The sequence below is a fragment of the Atlantibacter sp. genome, from assembly GCF_032062175.1.
GTDB lineage: Bacteria > Pseudomonadota > Gammaproteobacteria > Enterobacterales > Enterobacteriaceae > Atlantibacter.
Window position 1 is genome coordinate 162850 of the sequence record NZ_DAMBQK010000005.1, and the last position, 19580, is coordinate 182429.

Genomic DNA, 19580 nt, shown 5'->3' on the forward strand with positions numbered 1-19580 from the left:
GCGCGGCAACTCAGCATCTAATCAAATCAACGGGAAATGTTTTTCAGGCAAAAACAGTTTCCTCTTTCTGCGCCAGTTACATTCGAATAATTTCCCCCATGCAACGAATGGCCCTCCGGGCTGCCCTTACGCTTCATGACCTGCAAGAAGCGGCCTGATTTCAGGCTGGTCGTCCCGTTACCGACAATACCTTTGAAAATGTCGGACTGCGTTGCAGTTAAGGTCACTCTTCACACTGCGTTAATACCTGAACTGGTTTTTCGGTACAGGTCGTAAAACGGTGAATGTCTTGCATGTTATTCACTGAAAGACCCGAATGCGTCTTCATCTTTGTAGTAATGACGCATGAATCCCTCATCCCATCACTTCATAATCCGCTTTATAGCTTTACATCTATATAGCATTTAACCTATATTAATTGGGGGGTCCCGTGTGGACAATTAAAACAACGGATACGTTTGATCGCTGGTTTGCCTCGCTCAACGATACCGACAGGGTCAGCGTGCTTGCAGCACTGCTGGTCCTGCGGGAAAAGGGGCCGGGTTTGTCCAGACCTTATGCCGATACGGTCAGAGGTTCCCGCTACTGCAACATGAAAGAGCTACGTATTCAGAGTCGGGGCGATCCGATACGGGCGTTTTTCGCTTTTGATCCGACCCGTACCGGCATTGTGCTTTGTGCCGGAAATAAGGTCGGCAATGAAAAACGTTTTTACGATGAGATGCTCCCTGTTGCTGACAGGGAATTCACGAACTGGCTGAACACATTAAAAGAGAAGGAGTAACGCGATGGGCAGAACGCTGGAACAGCTTATTGCGGATGAAAAACCTGAAGTCGTGGCCGAAGCTCAGGCGATGGCGACGGACATCCTGCTCAACATTCACCTTGCCGAACTGCGTGAGAAAGTACAGAAAACGCAGGTGGAGATGGCACAAGCGCTGGGCATCAGGCAACCTACCGTTGCAGGAATGGAAAAACCAGGGCGCGATCTGAAGCTTTCCACTCTCAAACGCTACGTTGAAGCGACTGGCGGTAAGCTACGTCTTGATGTTGAACTGCCGGATGGTTCTCACTACGGATTTGTACTGTAAACACTGACGCTCCCTGAACCGGAGCGTCAACCCCTTCATGACGGACAGTGGCCTGCATTGCCGAAGGCTTTGCTGCCGCGTGGCTGTAAAACTGCACCAACGATAAATTTTCAGACACTGCACCAGACCAGTGCGTCACTTTAACCGCGCAAAGCGGGAAAGTGACGCACGCAGCCTTTTCGACCTGCACCAGAAAACTCAACTGCACCGGCCCATTGCTGGATTCTGACACTGCCTTTTCAGGCCATTTTACCCATAAGGAGAACATGAACCGATACCGAGGCGGATCTGGACGATCCGGGGATAACCCGCGCAAGCGGGCGGCTGCTCTGAGAGCACAACCGAAGCCCCACAACACCTCAACGGCTGCCGCCCCGGCGCTCAGGTATCGTTCGCAGCCCCGACAAAAAAACAGGGGCTATCGGCCTGTGCGCCGGGGAAAGCAGTATCAGTTTTGGATTTTTGGGGAATGAGTTTGCGGCAATCATGAAAGGGGAAAAATGTGGGAATACTGGAGCAGGAAATGAAGCGGCTTGCGCAGCAGGCAGGCGGTAGCCATAAGACCGTTCACGACCGTATTAAGCTGGCGCAGCGGTTTTGTGAACGTCTGGTACTGGCGCAGAATGTGCAGATCCGCCGGGTGGAGCAGCTTAAGGTGCGGCATATAGAAGGTTATGTCCGTGAACGGCTGGCGCAGGGCATTGCAAAGCGTTCCCTGCAAAATGAGATGGCGGCGGTACGTTGCATTCTGAAACAGGCTGGGCGTAACAGGCTGGCGCAGAGTGAGCGGCTGAACAACCGTTCTCTTGGTCTGTCTGGCGCATCCCGTAACGGTACAAAGCAGGCTATTACGCCGGAGCACTATCGTGACGTGCTGGAGACGGCGCGCGTAAAAGATCCGGGGCTGGCGGCAGCGCTTGAGCTCTCAAGGCTGATGGGATTACGTTCGCAGGAGACGGTGCAGAGCGTACAGTCGCTGAAAACGTGGCGACAGGCGCTGGAACGTGGTGACACCCGCTTAACCGTGGTTTTCGGCACCAAAGGCGGACGGCCCCGCGAGACGATTATTCTTGATACTGCCGCTGTCAGAAAAGCGCTGGATAATGCGCTGGCAGTGGCAGAAGATCGACACGGCAGGCTGATAGATAAGCCGGATCTGAAAAGCGCGATGAAATACTGGCACAGTCAGGCGTCACGTCTCGGCTTGACGGGCGCATATTCCCCGCACTCGTTGCGCTATGCGTGGGCGCAGGATGCGATCCGTCATTATCTGGCGCAGGGATTTTGTGAGAAAGAGGCGCTGGCAATGACGGCGATGGATTTGGGGCACGGCGACGGGCGCGGGCGGTATGTGGCGCAGGTTTACGGGCGAAAGGATAGTGCTGATTGATAGCCTAAGGCTTGCAATATGGTGTTATTCATCGGTTTTAACCCCAAATTATTTGCCCCCAAATAATTTGGGGTGGTTTCCTATTAATCTCGGGGGTATTAATCGGTTTTTATACAAAAAATTTTGGGGGCAAAATTTTTTGTATGCTTTCCTCTTAATAACAATCCTTCTGAACGGTATGGCCTATTAATATGCTTCTGATGCAGCATTTCGGTATTTTTTCTGGTGAGTGCGCCAGCAGAAGGAAAAAGGCCAGATAAAGGTAAAGGGTGATTAAGGGTAACTGCGCCAGACCGGAAAAGGCCAAAAGGCTGAAAGGGCCTTAACTCTGACGCAGTTCGATATTTATCCGATAATATCTGGCGCAGTCCTGACATAGACAGGCGACGGCAGACTGGTGCTGGCAAATGGTGACATTGAACTGGTGCAGATATGATGTATCGGGGAATCGGTTTCTGGTGCAGATTATCTGGCAGCTATCGCCTGAAATTATTCACTGTGAATAATTTTCGTTATTTGCCTATTGATTCGTAATATATTGATAGGGTTACGTACAAAATTATTCGAGTCGAATAATTTTGTACGCTTTCCGATTAATAACCCAAAAATTGAAGGCAAATCCTTTCAATGCAAAAAGCAGATCCGGATTCAATCAGGATCTGCTTTTTCATTTTTAATAAATCATACTGCTACTGACTCAGGCCGCTTTATGTCGCCGCGCATAAATATAGGGCGCAACGTACCCCTCGCGGCTCACGTCCAGATAGTCTGACCACCACTGCATCATGGCTTTACGGGCATCGAGGTGTTCTGCGCGGTGGATATATGCCGCCCGCACGCTGTTGCGTTCCTGATGGCTCATCTGCCGCTCCACGGCATCACGCGACCAGAGTTCAGATTCCACCAGTGCGCTACAGGCCATTGCCCGGAAGCCATGCCCGCAGACGTCGGTTTTGGTATCGTAACCCATCAGGCGCAAGGCCCGGTTAATGGTATTTTCACTCATCGGCTTATACGGGTTATGGTCGCCGGGAAAGACCAACTCCAGATGGCCGGAGATTTCCTGTATTTGCTTCAGAATAGTAATAGCCTGCCGGGACAATGGCACAATATGCGGAGTACGCATCTTAGCGCCACGACCTGAAAAACGAACTTTGTCGATTGCCTCGCGAGTGGCGGGAATGGTCCAGATTTTATGTCTGAAATCTATCTCGCTCCAGCGGGCAAAGCGCAGTTCGCTGGAACGGATAAACAGATGCAAAGTCAGCGTTACCGCCAGTTGTGTTAACTGTCGCCCCTGTTGATAGTCACCGATACGCTCCAGCAGTTCAGGCAACCGCTCCAGCGGCAGGGCGGGATAGTGATTTTTAACCGGCGGTGCTGTGACACCTTCCAGATGCTGCGCCGGGTTGTTTTCGGTCAGTCCCTGCTGAACGGCGTAGCGCATGATGCTGCAGAGTTGCTGCCGGGTTCGGGACGCGACTTCCAGAAAGCCTTTATCCTCGATAACTTTCAGCAACGCCGTGAAATGCTGCGTTTTCAGCAGAGTGACGGGCAGATGACCAATCGCCGGAAAGATATGATTTTTCATACTGGCAAGGATGCGCTCTGCATAGTCAGCCGACCACTTTTTGTTGGTTTTGTGCCATGCCACCGCAATGGCCTCAAAGCATTTTTCCGGTGACGCGGCGGCTTTTTCAGTCATGCGCTGTTGTGCTGGATTGATATTCTGCGCCAGCAGTTTACGGATACCGTCGCGCTGTTGGCGGGCGTCGGAAAGCGAGACCTGCGGATAGGCACCTAATGCAATACGGGATTCTTTTCGGTTGAAGCGATATTTGAGATACCAGAGGCGTGAACCGCCCGGATTGACAAGCAGATACAGACCATGAGAATCGGTCAGTTTAAAGGGTTTACCAGAAGGCTTGATACTACGGATTTTCGCGTCGGACAGGGACATATGGTGGTCACTCCATTATCGAACTGAAATGACCCCAAATCAGACCACCAATTTCGCCGGATGCGCAGGGAAAACCAGATACGCATCGGGAAAGATTTCCATGCTAACTTATTGAATCCTAAACGAATAGGGACTTATAAGCACGCCTGAAAACAGGAATTTGGCTCCTCTGACTGGACTCGAACCAGTGACATACGGATTAACAGTCCGCCGTTCTACCGACTGAACTACAGAGGAATCGTGTGGAGGCTTATCTTAGCGGGGGAAAACTTTTTGTCAAACCTCATTTCCCTCTATGCAAGCCGACTGACCACTTTGACGTCACTTCGCTGAAAATGCCAACAAAAAATGTGGAAATACTTTGCAGTAACGTCGTTCCTCACTCATCATTGAAAAGTTGTTTTACTTTTCTGATGGATTCACCTTGAGCTTATCCACTTCGCTACGGCGCACGCTGTCGCGTACGCACTGGCACGGCCGTAGAAAAAGTTATCGCACCCTTTACTGGCGGGAAATTATGCCGCTGGCGGTGCCGATCTTCATAGAAAACACCTGTGTACTGTTGATGGGCGTGCTCAGCACTTTCCTGGTGAGTTGGCTGGGCAAAGAGGCGATGGCGGGCGTTGGTCTTGCCGACAGCTTCAATATGGTGATCCTGGCGTTTTTCGCGGCTATCGATTTAGGGACGACGGTTGTTGTTGCCTTTAGCCTCGGCAAGCGCGACCCCAAACGCGCTAGAGCCGCAGCGCGTCAGTCGTTGATTCTGATGACCCTCGTGGCGGTAGTGCTGGCGGCGGTGATCCACTATTTCGGCGAGCAGATAATTAACGTGGTGGCGGGTGAAGCTTCCGGCCAGGTTAAAGAGCTGGCGCTGAACTATTTGCAACTGACGGTCTGGAGCTACCCGGCGGCGGCAATCACGCTGATCGGCAGCGGGGCGTTGCGCGGGGCAGGGAACACTAAAATCCCGTTGCTGATAAACGGCGGGATGAACATCCTGAACATTATGATCAGCAGCGTGCTGATCTACGGCCTGTTTTCCTGGGACGGGCTTGGGTTTACCGGCGCAGGTCTGGGGCTCACGCTGTCACGCTATATTGGCGCGCTGGGTATTATTTACGTGCTGATGATCGGCTTTAACCCGGCGCTCAAAATCACGCTGCGCAGCTATTTCACCCGTCTCGATATTTCCATTCTGCGTGAAGTGCTGGGGATTGGCGTGCCGGCCAGCGTCGAATCGGTGCTGTTTAACGGCGGTAAATTGCTCACCCAGATGTTTGTTGCCGGAATGGGCACCAACGTGATTGCCGGTAACTTTATCGCTTTCTCCGTGGCGGCGCTGATTAACCTGCCGGGTAACGCGCTCGGCTCAGCCTCAACGATTATTGTCGGCAAACGCCTCGGTAAAGGGCAGATAAGCCAGGCGGAATTACAACTGCGCCATATTTTCTGGATCTCAACCCTCGGCTTAACCGCCATCGCCTGGCTGAGCGCGCCGTTTGCCGGGCTTATCGCCTCGTTCTATACCCACGAGCAAGATGTTATCCAGGTGGTTAAACACCTGCTGTGGCTGAACGCGCTATTTATGCCAATTTGGGCGGCGGCGTGGGTGCTTCCCGCCGGGCTGAAAGGGGCGCGTGACGCCCGTTTCGCCATGTGGGTGACCATGCTGGGCATGTGGGGCTGCCGGGTAATTGCCGGTTACGTGCTCGGAATTATGCTCGGCATGGGGGTCATTGGGGTCTGGCTCGGTATGTTCCTCGACTGGGCAGTGCGTGGGGTTTTCTTCTACTGGCGTATGGTTAGCGGACGCTGGTTGCAGAAATATCCACGCATCAAAAAGACCGCCGTTACGCGCCAGGCTGCGGGGCTGGCTGACGACGGTTAGCCAGCATTGCCACCACAAAAAGCAGGCTGAACACCAGCACGATCGTTGGAGCGGGGGCGCTGTCGAGATAAAACGATAGCCAGATCCCGCTCAACGACGCGAAAATCGCCACACCAACCGCCACCAGTAACATCGCGCCAAAAGTGCGGGCAATCAAAAAGGCAATCGCGCCGGGCGCTATCAGTATCGCGATGGCGAGAATAATCCCTACCGCTTTTAGCGAGGCGACAATCGTCAGCGCCAGCAAGACTAACAACCCGTAATGCAGCAACGTCGAGCGTAATCCTACGGCCTGGGCCTGTACCGGGTCGAAAGAATGCAGTACCAGATCGCGCCACTTCACGGCGATCACCCCGACGGTAAGTAACGTCACCAGCGCGGTATCACGGATGTCGCTGCCGCTGATGCCCAGCATGTCGCCAAACAGAATGTGGTCGAGATGCACCTCCGGCTGGAGCCAGACGTACAACACCAGCCCGAAGCCAAACATCCCGGAAAACACGATGCCCATTGCCGTATCGTGGCGGATGCGGCTGTTGTCTTTTAGATAGCCGGTCGCCAGCGCGCACAGCATCCCCGCAACAAATGCGCCGGGGGCAAACGGCAGACCGAGCATCCAGGCAATCACCACACCGGGAAATACCGCGTGGCTCATGGCATCGCCCATCAGCGCCCAGCCTTTAAGTACTAAAAAGCAGGATAACAGGGCGCAGGGTATGGCGATCAGCACTGAAATAATCAGCGCGTTAACCATAAAATCGAAGCCCAGCGGGGCCATGATCCACTCAACCATGTCGCACCTCCGGGCGGGTCATCCGCCGTCTACGGGCGGCTATTACGCCGTGCTGTGGGGCAAAGAAAAACGCCAGTACAAACAGCAGGGTTTGCAGGGTGACGATAATACCGCCCGTCGCCCCGTCGAGATAATAGCTGAGCCAGGCACCGAAGAAGCTGGTCAGGCTGCCGAGCGCCACGGCAATAATAATCAAACGGGGAAACCGGTCAGTGAACAGCCACGCCGTCGCGCCGGGGGTGACGACAAGGGAGATCACCAAGAACGCGCCGACGGTTTGCAGTGCCGCCACGGTGCAGGCCGACAGCAAGGTAAAGAACAGGCATTTCAGCAGCACCGGGTTGAGGCCAATGGCCCTGGCATGGGTTTCATCAAAAAACGTCACCAGCAGATCTTTCCACTTCACCAGTAAAATCAGCAGGGTAATGCCACTGATCGCTGACAGTTGGATGATGTCCGAGGGGGCGATGGTCAGTACGTTGCCCATCACGATCGACTGAATATTCACGGCGGTGGGATTGAGCGACACCATAAATAACCCGAGGGCGAAGAACGAAGAGAAGATCAGCCCAATGATCACGTCCTCGCGCAGCCGGGTGCGATGATTCAAAAACAGCATTGCGGCAGCCGCCAGCCCGCCAGAGAAAAACGCACCCAGCGAGAAGGGCAGGCCGAGCATCCATGCGCCCGCTACGCCCGGGACAATCGCATGGGAAAGCGCATCGCCAATCAGCGACCAGCCCTTAAGCATCAAATAGCAGGAGAGAAACGCGCAGACGCCGCCCACCAGCGCCGATACCCACATGGCGTTGACCATCCAGCCGTAGCTAAAGGGTTCAAGCAGCCACGTCATACCGCCTCCTGGCAGGTGGTGAACAGGTGACGGGATACGCCGCCGAACGCCCGTTCGATATTGGCGTGGGTAAAGGTGTCGGCGGTTTTCCCACAGGCCACTACGGTGGCGTTGATAAGCAACGTGTGATCGCAAAACGACGGCACGCTGGCAAGATTATGGGTGGAAACCAGTAGGGTACGGCCTTCGTCGCGTAGCTGGCCGAGCAGGGTGACGATCTGCTGTTCGGTTTTTACATCCACGCCGGTAAAAGGCTCATCCAGCAGGATCAACTGGCCGTTTTGCGCCAGCGCCCGCGCCAGGAATACCCGTTTTTTCTGGCCGCCGGAGAGTTCGCCGATTTGCCGCTGGCGTAAATGGCCCATATCCACCCGCGCCAGCGCCTGGTCGACGGCATGGCGATCGGCAGCAGACGGACGGCGAAGCCAACCCATATAGCCGTAGCGCCCCATCATGACCACGTCTTCCACCAGCACCGGAAAATTCCAGTCCACCTCTTCTGACTGCGGCACGTAGCTGACCAGGTTGTTGCCCAGCGCGGTTTTCACTGGCATGCCCAGCAGGGTAATGGTGCCGCGCGCCAGCGGCACCAGCCCCATGATGGCTTTAAACAAGGTAGATTTGCCCGCGCCGTTAACGCCCAGCAGCGCGGTAATACTGCCCTGCGGGAGTTGAAATGACGCGTCACGCAGCGCGGTGTGGCCGTTGCGCCAGGTGACCGTCGCCTGGTTAACCACCACGCCGGGCCCGTGGATAGCAATCTCTGGCGTTTGAACTCGCCTGAACGGAGAAATCATTTTGCTGCCCCCTCGCGGATGCCCGTCACGATGGTGTCCGTGGTCACCCGTAGTAAATCGATATAGGTGGGAACCGGGCCGTCGGCTTTGCTGAGCGAATCGACATACAAGACGCCGCCGTAATGCGCCCCGGTTTCACGGGCGACCTGGCGAGCTGGTTTATCGGAGACGGTGCTTTCGCTGAAAATTGTCGGGATATTCTCGCGCTTGAGGGTATCCACCACATTGCGCACCTGCTGCGGTGTGCCTTGCTGATCGGCATTAATCGGCCACAGATATAGCTCTTTCAGCCCCATATCCCGGGCCAGATAGGAAAATGCGCCTTCGCTTGTCACCAGCCAGCGCTGCTGCGGCGGCAACTGGTCAAGCTTTTGATGCAGTGGCGCAAGGGTGGCGGCGATTTTCTGCTTATAGCGCTCGGCATTGGCGCGGTAGGTGTTGGCATTAGCGGGATCGTGCTCAACAAACGCGTCGCGGATGTTATCGACATAGATCATTGCGTTATCAGGCGACATCCAGGCATGAGGATTGGGTTTACCCTGGTACGGCCCGTTGCCGATCGCCATCGGCGTGATGCCTTTGGTTACCACCACTTCCGGCACGCCTTTCAGATGCTGGTAAAACTTCTGAAACCACAGCTCCAGATTCATGCCGTTGGCGAGGATCAGCTTTGCGCCCTGGGCACGTTTAATATCGCCAGGCGTAGGTTGGTACTCATGAATTTCCGCGCCGGGCTTGGTAATCGATTCTACTTCGGCGGCATCTCCGGCCACGTTTTTTGCCATATCGGCAATGATAGTGAACGTGGTGACTGCTTTAAATTTTTCCTGCGCATTGGTCTGAAATGCCATCAACCCTGCTGCTAAAGCCACCAGGGTGAACGCACTGCGCCATTTTCCGGTTCCCATCATGCCCCTCTCCTGATTGATAATACATCGTTTATAGCACCTGCTATAAAACATAGCCTAAGCTATATAAGAGAGCAAATGATAATTATTATCATCAATAATCATGAATAATGGCAATTCAGATAACTTTTAGGACTGAAGAGAATGGGCGTTTCACACGAAGGTGGCTATAAGATCATACTTCTGTAACATTCAGTCATGTTTTGACAATCTATGCTTAAAGTTCTGACTCTATAAGGAACGCTATGCTTCGTTTAATACTGGTTTCATTTTTACTTCTGGTTTGCGCGCTGCGTGCGTCCTGGGCGACAACATATCCTTTGCCGCCCGAAGGCAGCCGCCTGGTGGGCAGCAATATCACCATCACGATACCGGAAGGCAACACCGAGCCGCTGGAGCACTTCGCGGCAATGTATGGGCTTGGGCTGAGCAATATGCTGGAGGCCAATCCGGGCGTGGACCCTTATCTGCCTAAACCGGGCAGCCAACTGATTATTCCCCAGCAGGTGATCCTGCCGGATACACCGCGTAAAGGTATTGTAGTGAACGGTGCCGAAATGCGGCTGTACTACTATCCGCCAGACAGCGGAACCGTGGTGGTGCTGCCAATTGGTATCGGCCAGGCAGGCAGGGAAACGCCGCGTAACTGGGTGACCAAAGTGGAGCGCAAGCAGGAAGCGCCATCATGGACGCCGACTGCTAATACCCGTCGCGAATACGCCAAAGAGGGCATCACGCTGCCGGCGTTTGTTCCGGCCGGGCCGGATAACCCGATGGGGCTGTATGCGATTTATATTGGCCGCCTGTACGCCATCCACGGCACCAATGCTAATTTCGGCATTGGTCTGCGGGTCAGCCAGGGGTGCATCCGCCTGCGTGATGATGACATCAAATTGCTGTTCGATAATGTCCCGGTGGGTACGCGTGTGCAGCTGATTGACCAGCCGGTGAAAACCACCCTTGAGCCGGATGGCACCCGCTGGCTGGAGGTGCACGAGCCGCTGTCGCGCAACCGGACAGAGTTTGAGTCGGATAAACGTGTGCCGATCACATTGACCGGGGCGCTGCGTAAAGAAGTGGAAAGCCCGGATGCCGAGGCGCAGATTGTTTCCGAAGCCCTGGAGCGCCGCTCGGGGATGCCGGTGCAAATTAATCATGCGATGGGCACCACGTTCTAATTCCCCCGCTTCGCGACCAAAACCAGGCTACCATGCCTGGTTTTTTTTGCTCATTTTATTGATGCCGCGTTTATCTTTCCACTGGTAAGATTATTTCATCGACCGATAACCACTCATCGCTGAGGTGTAAAAATGACGACCACTCAAATCATGATGCTGATTGCGCTGACCTGCTGGTCGGTTTACAAACAAACCCTTCGTACCGAAGTCAACGGTAAAGGCCGTTTTAAAATGGCGAAAATTTACGGCATTGTCGGCCTGGTGATCGGCGGTTTTTACCTGCCAACTGACGCCATCGCCTGGGCTACCGTGGTATTAAGTGTCGGTGCGAGTGCGCTGGTTGGCGTGATGCGTGGCAACCTGACTCGCCTGACCGTTGAGGACGGAAAAGTCTTCAGCCAGGGGAATACGTTGACAATTGGCTTATTCCTGGGGCTGGTGGCGTTTAAATTCCTGCTCGGCACCTGGCTTTACTTTAACCATCCGCAACCGCATAGCGGTTTTGGTGAAATCATCGTGCTGATCGCCATTATGATTGCCGTCCAGGCGCAGATTGTCTGGCTGCGGGCTCAGAAAGTCGTTGCGGGAGGAGTGCCGTCTGTTCAGTAATTTCCTTATCTGCCTGGCGGCGCAAAGCAATTACGGAAGCTGCGCCGCATTTTATTTATCTGATTCATCATAATTATTTCAACAGTTAAATCAGTTGCTTACTATGAGGCTTCACGCCTGGCTGCGTTAAGGAAATCTCAATGGAATTGATGACTAATTGTGCACTGCCCTCCTTAGATGTTATATTAAAATATAACTTCTGGAGGTTTAATATGTATACCACTCGCCTTAAAAAGGTCGGAGGATCTGTGATGCTTGCGGTGCCTCCCGCTGTGCTTAAAACGCTGGGTCTAACGACGGATAGTGAAGTCGGCATGACAATTGATAAGGGCTGCCTGATTATTGAGCCCCAGAAACGGCCCCGTTATTCACTTGAGGAATTGCTGGCGCAGTGTGATCCCAACGCTGATCTGAGCAAAGAGGATCGTGAATGGATTGATGCACCGCCGGTGGGTAAGGAGATCCTGTAATGGACAGAGGCGAAATCTGGCTCGTTTCACTTGATCCCGCTGCGGGTCATGAACAAAGCGGGAAACGCCCGGTGCTTATCGTATCTCCGGCATCGTTTAATACCTTTACCCGTCTTCCCGTTGTTGTTCCCGTTACCAGTGGCGGACAATTTGCCCGTGCAGCGGGTTTTACTGTTTCACTGGACGGGACCGGCACAAAAACCACGGGCGTCATTCGTTGTGACCAGCCCAGAACTATCGATATGCAAGCCAGGAGCGGCAAGCGTCTGGAACGTATCCCTGAGGATATCGTGAATGAAGTGCTGGCCAGACTGGAAGCTATTCTGAACTGATGCGTCAGGAAGGAAGCTAAAGCGGGAAATGGAAAAGCTTTAAAAGCTACAAAAGCAAAAAAGCAGATACCTTTCGATATCTGCTTTTCTAAATTTGGCTCCTCTGACTGGACTCGAACCAGTGACATACGGATTAACAGTCCGCCGTTCTACCGACTGAACTACAGAGGAATCGTGTGAACGGGGCGCATAGTATCGACCCGCAGAATGCTTGTCAAAGCCTGTTTTTGATTTTGAGTGCGTTTGCTGATTAATTCCACAACTTGCCGAAAATCCGGGTGAAATTCTTCACCCGGACCGGGACTAAAAGCTAGCGGAACGGCGGTTCGTTAAAGGTGCGCAGTTTGCGGGAGTGGAGCCTGTCGCCCTCGGCGCGCAGCAAATCTATCGCCCGGATGCCAATCTGTAAGTGCTCGGAAATGGCCCCTTCGTAAAACCGGTTCGCCTGGCCAGGCAGCTTGATTTCGCCATGCAGGGGTTTATCCGAAACGCACAGTAGCGTGCCGTAGGGCACCCGGAATCGATACCCCTGGGCGGCGATGGTGGCGCTTTCCATATCAATCGCTACGGCGCGGCTCAAGTTAAAGCGCAGGGCCGAGGCGCTGTAGCGCAGTTCCCAGTTGCGGTCGTCGGTGGTGACCACTGTGCCGGTACGCAGCCGCTGTTTGACTTCTTCACCCGGCATCCCGCTCACCTGTTTAGTGGCGTCGTACAACGCGCGCTGCACTTCGGCAATGCTCGGGATCGGGATGTCCGGCGGCAGCACCGCGTCCAGTACATGGTCATCGCGCAGATAGGCGTGTGCCAGCACGTAATCGCCAATCGCCTGGCTTTCACGCAGCCCGCCGCAGTGGCCGATCATCATCCAGACATCCGGGCGCAGTACCGCCAGATGATCGCAGATGGTTTTGGCATTGGACGGCCCAACGCCGATGTTCACCAGCGTAATCCCCTGGCCGTCCTGGGTAATCAAATGCCAGGCGGGCATCTGGTGTTTTTTCCAGGCCAGATCGGAAATCGCCTCTTCGGGCGCTTCGGTATCGGCGGTGATCCAGATGCCGCCCGCGCAGGAGAGCGCGATATACGGGCTGTCCGGGTCGAGGATCTGGCTGCAACCCCAGCGCACAAACTCATCCACATAGCGGGTGTAGTTAGTGAACAGCACAAACGGCTGAAAGTGCTCCACCGGCGTACCGGTGTAGTGGCGCAGCCGCGCCAGCGAGAAATCGACCCGGCGCGCGTCAAAATGCGACAGCGGGTAAAACTCGGTGGGGTGGAAAATGCCATCGGCGGTTTCATCGCCGATTTGTGCCAGTTCGGTGGTTGGGAAGTGGCGCGCCAGACCGGCGCTCATGGAGCGATCCAGCGTCAGCGCCGAACCATCAATCACATACGGGTAGGGGATCTCATGCGGCGACGGCGACACTTCGATGATCGCGCCGTAGTCGTGGTACAGAAGTTCCAGTTGCTCCGCCAGATAGGCGCGAAACAGCGCCGGGCGGGTAATGGTCGTGGTGTAACAGCCAGGATGGGTAAACCGGGCGTAGGCGCGGGTTTTTTTCGGATTAACCGCAGTGCCGTCCCAACTGACCTGCAGTTGCGGATAAACAAACAGCCCGCTGGCGCGGCGGGCGGTATCCGGTAATTGTCCTTCTGAAATGTACAGGCTGATGGCATCGCGCAGGGCGTTCACCGCCTGGTCGTAAAGGGCTTCCAGTTGATCCAGCGCCTGTTCTGGCGTCAGGCTTACTACGGCTTGGTTCATCTTCTCTCCTTATCCCGGCAAGCTGTCGGGTGCAACATTACCGATAGTATGTCACAGGAGTAATACAGTCGTGTGTTGAATAGCAACCTCGACAAAACTCAACCGTCTGAATGATTGCTACCCTGAACCGACTGTAAATGTTCAACAATCCGCATCGGACTGGTGATCTTCACCGCAAATTTGCACCAGCGAGGTGCGCAGCCTGACGGGCGTGCGGCTATGTTTAAGATTCTGGACGGTCCGGAAACCGCGCATCCCAGCCAGCCACGTGATGGCAAACTCATCTCTTTGATTGTTAATCAACCGGCCTGATTGACGCCGCCTGGCGTTGTCGAATGGCGAGGCGTCGGCAGAAAAAATTTTGCGATTTATTTCTGCCTGGCGAAGTTTTTGCTTAACCCTTACCAGCCGCTCGCGGCCCGCTCGAAAGCCAGTGTATTGACGAAGTCAGTGATTTTTCCCGCGCCAGCGTTGGCGCCGTGTCTGAACAGTGCGAGGAATATCCGAATGTCTTTGAAAATAAAACAATTACCGCTGCATGTTGCCATCGTCGGTTGCTTAACCACGGCGTTTTATGCCCAGGCGGATATCAAAATCGGCGTGGCGGGGCCTTTTACCGGCCCGAACGCCACTTACGGGGCGCAATACTGGAAGGGCGCGACCCAGGCGGCGGAAGATATCAACGCCGCTGGCGGCATCAAAGGCGAAAAAATCGTGCTGGTGCAGGGGGATGACGCCTGTGAACCCAAACAGGCGGTAGCGGTAGCCAACCGCATGGTAGATGAATCCAAAGTTTCGGCGGTGGTCGGTCACTTCTGTTCTTCTTCCACCATGCCCGCGTCCGAAGTGTATGACGAGGCGGGCGTACTGACCATTACGCCGGGCTCCACCAACCCGCAGGTGACCGAGCGCGGCATGAAGGGCATGTTCCGCATGTGCGGGCGCGACGACCAGCAGGGCGTGGTGGCGGCCAACTACATGCTGGACACCCTGAAAGCGAAGAAAATCGCCATCATTCACGATAAAGACACCTATGGACAGGGCCTCGCCGATGCCACCAAAGCGGCGCTGGCAAAACGCGGCACCAAAGAGGTGCTGTATGAAGGGCTGTCGCGCGGGGAGAAAGACTTTAACGCGCTGGTGACCAAAATCGGCTCGCTGAAACCCGACGTGGTCTACTTCGGCGGCTGCCACCCGGAAGCCGGCCCGCTGGTACGCCAGATGCGCGAGCAGGGTGTGCAGGCGAAATTCTTCTCCGGCGATTGCGTAGTGACTGAAGAGATGGTGACCGCAGCGGGCGGCCCGCAGTTTACCAACGGCGTGCTGATGACCTTCGGCAACGATCCGCGCACTATCCCGGCGGGTAAAACCGTCATCGAAAAATTCCGTGCCAGCGGTTTTGAACCGGAAGGCTACACCCTGTATGCCTACGCCTCGATCCAGGCCATTGCCGCTGCCTATAACGGTGCCGGGAAAGACAACGAAAAAGCCAGTGAATGGTTGAAATCGAATACCGTGGACACGGTGATGGGCCCCAAATCCTGGGACGGCAAGGGCGACCTGAAAGTCTCGGATTATGTGGTTTATCAGTGGGATGACAAAGGCAAATACAAACAGCTGTAATTTGCCGCCCCGTCCGTTTTGCCGCCAGGTAAAACGCCGCGACACTGAAAGCTGCCCGGCTAACGGGCAGCCTTCTCACTGGCGAGAGTGTTGATATGGATGCATTTTTTCTTCAACAGCTGATCAACGGGCTGACGTTAGGCGCTGTCTACGGTTTGATCGCCATCGGCTACACCATGGTGTACGGCATTATCGGGATGATCAATTTCGCCCACGGCGAAGTCTATATGATCTCGGCTTACCTCTGCGCTATTGGGCTGGCGCTGCTCGCCAGCTTCGGCATTCAGTCCTTCCCGTTGCTGATTTTCGGCACGCTGATTTTCACCGTCGCCGTTACCGCCGTATATGGCTGGGCGATTGAGCGAATTGCCTACCGGCCACTGCGCAACTCCACCCGGCTGGCGCCGCTGATTTCCGCCATCGGCATGTCGTTAATTCTGCAAAACTACGTTCAGCTAAGCCAGGGGCCGAATCAGCAGGGCATTCCGACATTGTTGAGCGGCGTGCTGCGCTTTCACGTTGACGATGGCGTGGTGCAAATCACCCTGACCAAAATCTTTATCCTGGTGGCGGCGGTGGGGGGGATGGGAGTGCTGACGTGGATCATCCAGTTTACCCGGCTGGGACGGATTTGCCGCGCCACCCAGCAGGACCGGCGGATGGCGTCAATCCTCGGCATCAATACCAACCGGGTGATCTCGCTGGTGTTTGTGATTGGCGCGTCGATGGCCGGGCTGGCCGGCGTCCTGGTCACCATGAACTACGGCACCTTTGACTTCTACGCCGGTTTTATCATCGGCATTAAAGCCTTTACCGCCGCGGTGCTGGGCGGGATTGGCTCGCTGCCCGGCGCGATGCTCGGGGGCCTGCTGTTGGGCGTCGCCGAAGCGCAGTTTGCCGGGCTGGTGAACTCCGATTACAAAGACGTGTTTTCGTTTTCCCTGCTGGTGGTGATCCTGATTTTCCGTCCGCAAGGGTTGTTGGGCCGTCCCGTGGTCGCGAAGGTTTAAGGGGTAAACGATGATAGATGCGGCATTGAAGCCAGGAATCGATATTAAAAAATGCCTGCTGGATACGGTGCTGGCCGGGCTGTGCGCGCTGGTGGTATTTGGGCCGATTGTCGGGGTTGTGCTGCGCGGCTACAGCTATACGCTGTCGCCGGATCGCGTGGCGTTACTGGTGGCGGCTGTCATGGCGGGGCGCTTTATCCTCAGCCTGGCGCTGCAAACCTCGCGGGGACGTAAACTGGTGCGCACGTTTGAAAGCGCGGACGATGGCGTTTATGTTCGCCCGGTAGATTACAAATCGCCGCTGCGCTGGGCGATCCCGCTGCTCATGGTCGTCGCACTGCTGTTCCCGTTTGTTGCTACCAAATACCTGCTCACCGTGGCGATCCTCGGGCTGATTTACGTGCTGCTTGGGTTAGGACTAAATATTGTGGTGGGCCTGGCGGGGCTGCTGGACCTGGGATACGTGGCGTTTTACGCCATCGGCGCTTACGGGCTGGCGCTGGGCTACCAGTATCTGGGGCTGGGATTTTGGGTGATGCTGCCGTTAGGCGCGCTTCTCGCTGCGCTGGCCGGGGCGCTGCTCGGCTTTCCTGTGCTGCGTATGCATGGGGATTATCTGGCGATTGTTACCCTGGGTTTCGGGGAAATCATCCGGCTGGTGCTCAACAACTGGCTGAGCTTTACCGGCGGGCCAAACGGGATCTCCGTCCCCGCGCCGACCCTGTTCGGGCTGGAATTTTCCCGGCGCGCCAAAGACGGCGGCGTACCCTTTCATGAATTCTTCGGTATTTCTTATAACCCTAACCTGAAGTTTATTTTTATCTACGCGGTACTGGTTCTGGTGGTGCTGCTGGTGTTGTTTATCAAGCATCGCTTGACGCGGATGCCGATAGGCCGGGCCTGGGAGGCGCTGCGTGAAGATGAAATCGCCTGCCGCTCGCTGGGGCTCAACCATGTGCTGGTAAAACTCTCGGCCTTTATGCTGGGAGCGTCCACCGCCGGGATCGCCGGGGTGTTCTTCGCCACTTACCAGGGGTTTGTGAACCCGACATCCTTCACTTTTTTCGAATCGGCGTTAATCCTGGCGATTGTGGTGTTGGGCGGCATGGGCTCAACGCTCGGCGTGGTATTGGCCGCGTTTGTGCTGACCGTCGCGCCGGAACTGCTGAGAAGCTTTGCTGAATATCGCGTACTGCTGTTCGGCGTGTTGATGGTGGTAATGATGATCTGGCGGCCCCGTGGCCTGGTACGCACCAGCCGCGCTGGTTTTGCCACCCGCAAAGGAGTCGCGCCATGAGCGATAGCATCCTGCGAGTGGAACATCTGATGATGCATTTTGGCGGCATCAACGCGCTAAATGACGTCAATCTGGACGTAGAACGTGGTTCGATTACCGCGCTAATCGGCCCTAACGGCGCGGGGAAAACCACGGTTTTTAACTGCCTTACCGGGTTTTATCACGCTACCGGCGGGGCGATCCTGCTGAACACCCGAACGCCTACCGACATCATTGAGGTGCTGGGGCAAAAGCTGCGGCCTGATGATTTCCTGCATCCCCAGCGGCTCGGTTCGCGGCTCTACTACAAGATGTTTGGTGGCACCCATCTGGTGAACCGGGCAGGGCTGGCGCGTACTTTCCAGAATATCCGCTTGTTCCGCGAAATGTCGGTGGTGGAAAACCTGCTGGTGGCTCAGCACATGCTGGCGAACCGTAATCTGATCGCCGGAATTTTCAATACCGCCGCTTATCGCAAGGCCGAAAATCAGGCGCTGGACCGGGCGTTTTACTGGCTGGAAGTGGTGGAAATGGTGGATTGCGCTAACCGGCTGGCGGGCACGCTTTCCTACGGCCAGCAGCGCCGGCTGGAGATTGCCCGCGCCATGTGTACCGGGCCGGAGATGATCTGCCTTGACGAGCCCGCCGCCGGGCTTAACCCGGTGGAAACCCACGCCCTGAGCCGCATCTTACGGCTGCTGCGCCAGCAGCACGGCGTCACGGTGCTGTTGATTGAGCACGACATGGGTATGGTGATGGAGATTTCCGACCACGTCATCGTATTGGATCATGGCAACGTGATCGCTCGTGGCGCACCGCAGGAAATCCAGCACAACCCCAGCGTTATCGCCGCCTATCTGGGCGCAGAGGAAGAGGAGGTCACGGGATGAAACCGCTGCTGGAATTTCGCGATGTAGACGTGTTTTATGGGCCGATTCAGGCGCTAAAAGGCATTTCCCTGACGGTAAACGAGGGCGAAACCGTTTCGCTGATTGGCGCGAACGGCGCGGGTAAATCCACCCTGTTAATGTCAATTTTTGGCCAGCCGCGCATCGCCAGCGGGCAAATTCTTTACCGGGGTGAAGATATCAGCCATCGCTCCACGCATTTTATCGCCAGTAATGGCATCGCCCAGGCACCGGAAGGGCGGCGCATTTTCCCGGATATGACGGTAGAGGAAAACCTGCTGATGGGCGCAATCGCCATCGGCAACCGCTATCAGAAAGAAGATAAGGCGCGCATGTACCAGCTTTTCCCTCGGCTGGAGGAGCGGCGCAACCAGCGGGCAATGACGCTGTCCGGCGGCGAACAACAGATGCTGTCTATCGCCCGCGCGCTGATGAGCCGCCCCAAATTACTGTTGCTGGACGAGCCGAGCCTGGGGCTTGCGCCGCTGGTGGTGAAGCAGATTTTTCACATCCTGCGTGAATTGACCCAGCAGGGCGTGACGCTGTTTTTGGTAGAGCAAAACGCCAACCACGCGCTGAAGCTCTCTGACCGGGGGTATGTAATGACCAACGGAGAAATTCGGCTAAGCGGGAGCGGGGCGGAACTGCTGGTAAACCCGGAGGTGAGGAAAGCGTATTTGGGCGGGGTGTAAGAAAAAACCTTGCCGCCTGTTACTCCTGGAATACAGA

At 55.4% G+C, this 19580-nt stretch carries 19 protein-coding genes and 2 tRNA genes; 13 read left to right on the plus strand and 8 right to left on the minus strand.

Annotated elements, in window-relative coordinates; genetic code table 11:
* Positions 1-430 precede the first annotated feature (430 nt).
* From RT120_RS07315 to RT120_RS07325, 3 genes are all read left to right on the plus strand, one after another.
* A complete protein-coding gene (locus RT120_RS07315; RefSeq protein WP_312981303.1) occupies positions 431-784 on the plus strand; it encodes a type II toxin-antitoxin system RelE/ParE family toxin in 354 nt (117 codons plus the stop codon).
* 4 nt (positions 785-788) lie between these two features.
* Positions 789-1091: a helix-turn-helix domain-containing protein gene (locus RT120_RS07320; protein ID WP_000533827.1), complete on the plus strand. Its 303-nt coding sequence runs from the start codon at positions 789-791 to the stop codon at positions 1089-1091.
* A gap of 502 nt (positions 1092-1593) precedes the next feature.
* Complete coding sequence (locus RT120_RS07325; RefSeq protein WP_312981306.1) at positions 1594-2481, plus strand: integrase domain-containing protein; 888 nt, start codon at positions 1594-1596, stop codon at positions 2479-2481.
* Between the two features lie 697 nt (positions 2482-3178).
* On the opposite strand, the gene RT120_RS07330 is transcribed toward RT120_RS07325, so the two are convergent.
* The gene (locus tag RT120_RS07330) at positions 3179-4441 is read right to left on the minus strand and encodes a tyrosine-type recombinase/integrase (protein ID WP_312981309.1); all 1263 of its coding nucleotides are present in this window, start codon (positions 4439-4441) and stop codon (positions 3179-3181) included.
* Between the two features lie 161 nt (positions 4442-4602).
* Positions 4603-4678, minus strand: a tRNA-Asn gene (locus tag RT120_RS07335).
* A 187-nt stretch (positions 4679-4865) separates the two neighbouring features.
* On the opposite strand from RT120_RS07335, the gene RT120_RS07340 reads away from it, so the two are divergent.
* The gene (locus tag RT120_RS07340; protein ID WP_312981318.1) at positions 4866-6329 is read left to right on the plus strand and encodes an EmmdR/YeeO family multidrug/toxin efflux MATE transporter; all 1464 of its coding nucleotides are present in this window, start codon (positions 4866-4868) and stop codon (positions 6327-6329) included.
* Here RT120_RS07340 and RT120_RS07345 read toward each other — a convergent pair.
* Genes RT120_RS07345 through RT120_RS07360 form a run of 4 tightly spaced genes read right to left on the minus strand, consistent with a single transcriptional unit; the run spans position 6292 to position 9680 of the window.
* Entirely contained in the window at positions 6292-7122 is an 831-nt protein-coding gene (locus RT120_RS07345; RefSeq protein WP_312981320.1) for a metal ABC transporter permease, read from the minus strand. The two genes, RT120_RS07340 and RT120_RS07345, sit on opposite strands and share 38 nt — an antisense overlap.
* Positions 7115-7975, minus strand: a complete 861-nt coding sequence (locus RT120_RS07350) for a metal ABC transporter permease (protein WP_312981323.1) — start codon at positions 7973-7975, stop codon at positions 7115-7117. The genes RT120_RS07345 and RT120_RS07350 overlap by 8 nt, the downstream gene beginning before the upstream one ends.
* A complete protein-coding gene (locus RT120_RS07355) occupies positions 7972-8772 on the minus strand; it encodes a manganese/iron ABC transporter ATP-binding protein (protein ID WP_312981325.1) in 801 nt (266 codons plus the stop codon). Before RT120_RS07355 ends, RT120_RS07350 begins: the two co-directional genes overlap by 4 nt.
* Positions 8769-9680, minus strand: a complete 912-nt coding sequence (locus RT120_RS07360; protein ID WP_312981508.1) for a metal ABC transporter substrate-binding protein — start codon at positions 9678-9680, stop codon at positions 8769-8771. The genes RT120_RS07355 and RT120_RS07360 overlap by 4 nt, the downstream gene beginning before the upstream one ends.
* A gap of 245 nt (positions 9681-9925) precedes the next feature.
* Between RT120_RS07360 and ldtA the strand changes: the two genes are divergently transcribed.
* The 4 genes from ldtA to RT120_RS07380 all read left to right on the plus strand — a co-directional run bounded on the left by ldtA (position 9926) and on the right by RT120_RS07380 (position 12269).
* Entirely contained in the window at positions 9926-10858 is a 933-nt protein-coding gene (gene ldtA, locus RT120_RS07365) for a L,D-transpeptidase (RefSeq protein ID WP_312981328.1), read from the plus strand.
* A 132-nt stretch (positions 10859-10990) separates the two neighbouring features.
* Entirely contained in the window at positions 10991-11467 is a 477-nt protein-coding gene (locus tag RT120_RS07370; RefSeq protein WP_312981331.1) for a hypothetical protein, read from the plus strand.
* Positions 11468-11679: 212 nt separating this feature from the next.
* Complete coding sequence (locus RT120_RS07375) at positions 11680-11937, plus strand: AbrB/MazE/SpoVT family DNA-binding domain-containing protein (RefSeq protein ID WP_312981510.1); 258 nt, start codon at positions 11680-11682, stop codon at positions 11935-11937.
* The gene (locus RT120_RS07380) at positions 11937-12269 is read left to right on the plus strand and encodes a type II toxin-antitoxin system PemK/MazF family toxin (RefSeq protein ID WP_312981334.1); all 333 of its coding nucleotides are present in this window, start codon (positions 11937-11939) and stop codon (positions 12267-12269) included. Before RT120_RS07375 ends, RT120_RS07380 begins: the two co-directional genes overlap by 1 nt.
* A gap of 95 nt (positions 12270-12364) precedes the next feature.
* Here RT120_RS07380 and RT120_RS07385 read toward each other — a convergent pair.
* A tRNA-Asn gene (locus RT120_RS07385) sits at positions 12365-12440 on the minus strand.
* 139 nt (positions 12441-12579) lie between these two features.
* The gene (locus RT120_RS07390; protein WP_312981337.1) at positions 12580-14034 is read right to left on the minus strand and encodes an AMP nucleosidase; all 1455 of its coding nucleotides are present in this window, start codon (positions 14032-14034) and stop codon (positions 12580-12582) included.
* Positions 14035-14541: 507 nt separating this feature from the next.
* On the opposite strand from RT120_RS07390, the gene RT120_RS07395 reads away from it, so the two are divergent.
* The 5 genes from RT120_RS07395 (at position 14542) to RT120_RS07415 (ending at position 19543) form a co-directional block, all read left to right on the plus strand.
* Positions 14542-15657: a branched-chain amino acid ABC transporter substrate-binding protein gene (locus tag RT120_RS07395; protein WP_312981340.1), complete on the plus strand. Its 1116-nt coding sequence runs from the start codon at positions 14542-14544 to the stop codon at positions 15655-15657.
* Between the two features lie 95 nt (positions 15658-15752).
* Positions 15753-16667 carry an ABC transporter permease subunit gene (locus tag RT120_RS07400; RefSeq protein ID WP_312981342.1) on the plus strand — a complete coding sequence of 305 codons (915 nt, stop codon included), beginning with the start codon at positions 15753-15755 and terminating at the stop codon, positions 16665-16667.
* A gap of 10 nt (positions 16668-16677) precedes the next feature.
* Positions 16678-17964: a high-affinity branched-chain amino acid ABC transporter permease LivM gene (gene livM, locus RT120_RS07405; RefSeq protein ID WP_312981344.1), complete on the plus strand. Its 1287-nt coding sequence runs from the start codon at positions 16678-16680 to the stop codon at positions 17962-17964.
* Positions 17961-18833: an ATP-binding cassette domain-containing protein gene (locus RT120_RS07410; RefSeq protein ID WP_312981347.1), complete on the plus strand. Its 873-nt coding sequence runs from the start codon at positions 17961-17963 to the stop codon at positions 18831-18833. Before livM ends, RT120_RS07410 begins: the two co-directional genes overlap by 4 nt.
* Entirely contained in the window at positions 18830-19543 is a 714-nt protein-coding gene (locus tag RT120_RS07415) for an ABC transporter ATP-binding protein (RefSeq protein WP_312981349.1), read from the plus strand. Before RT120_RS07410 ends, RT120_RS07415 begins: the two co-directional genes overlap by 4 nt.
* Positions 19544-19580: the final 37 nt, after the last annotated feature.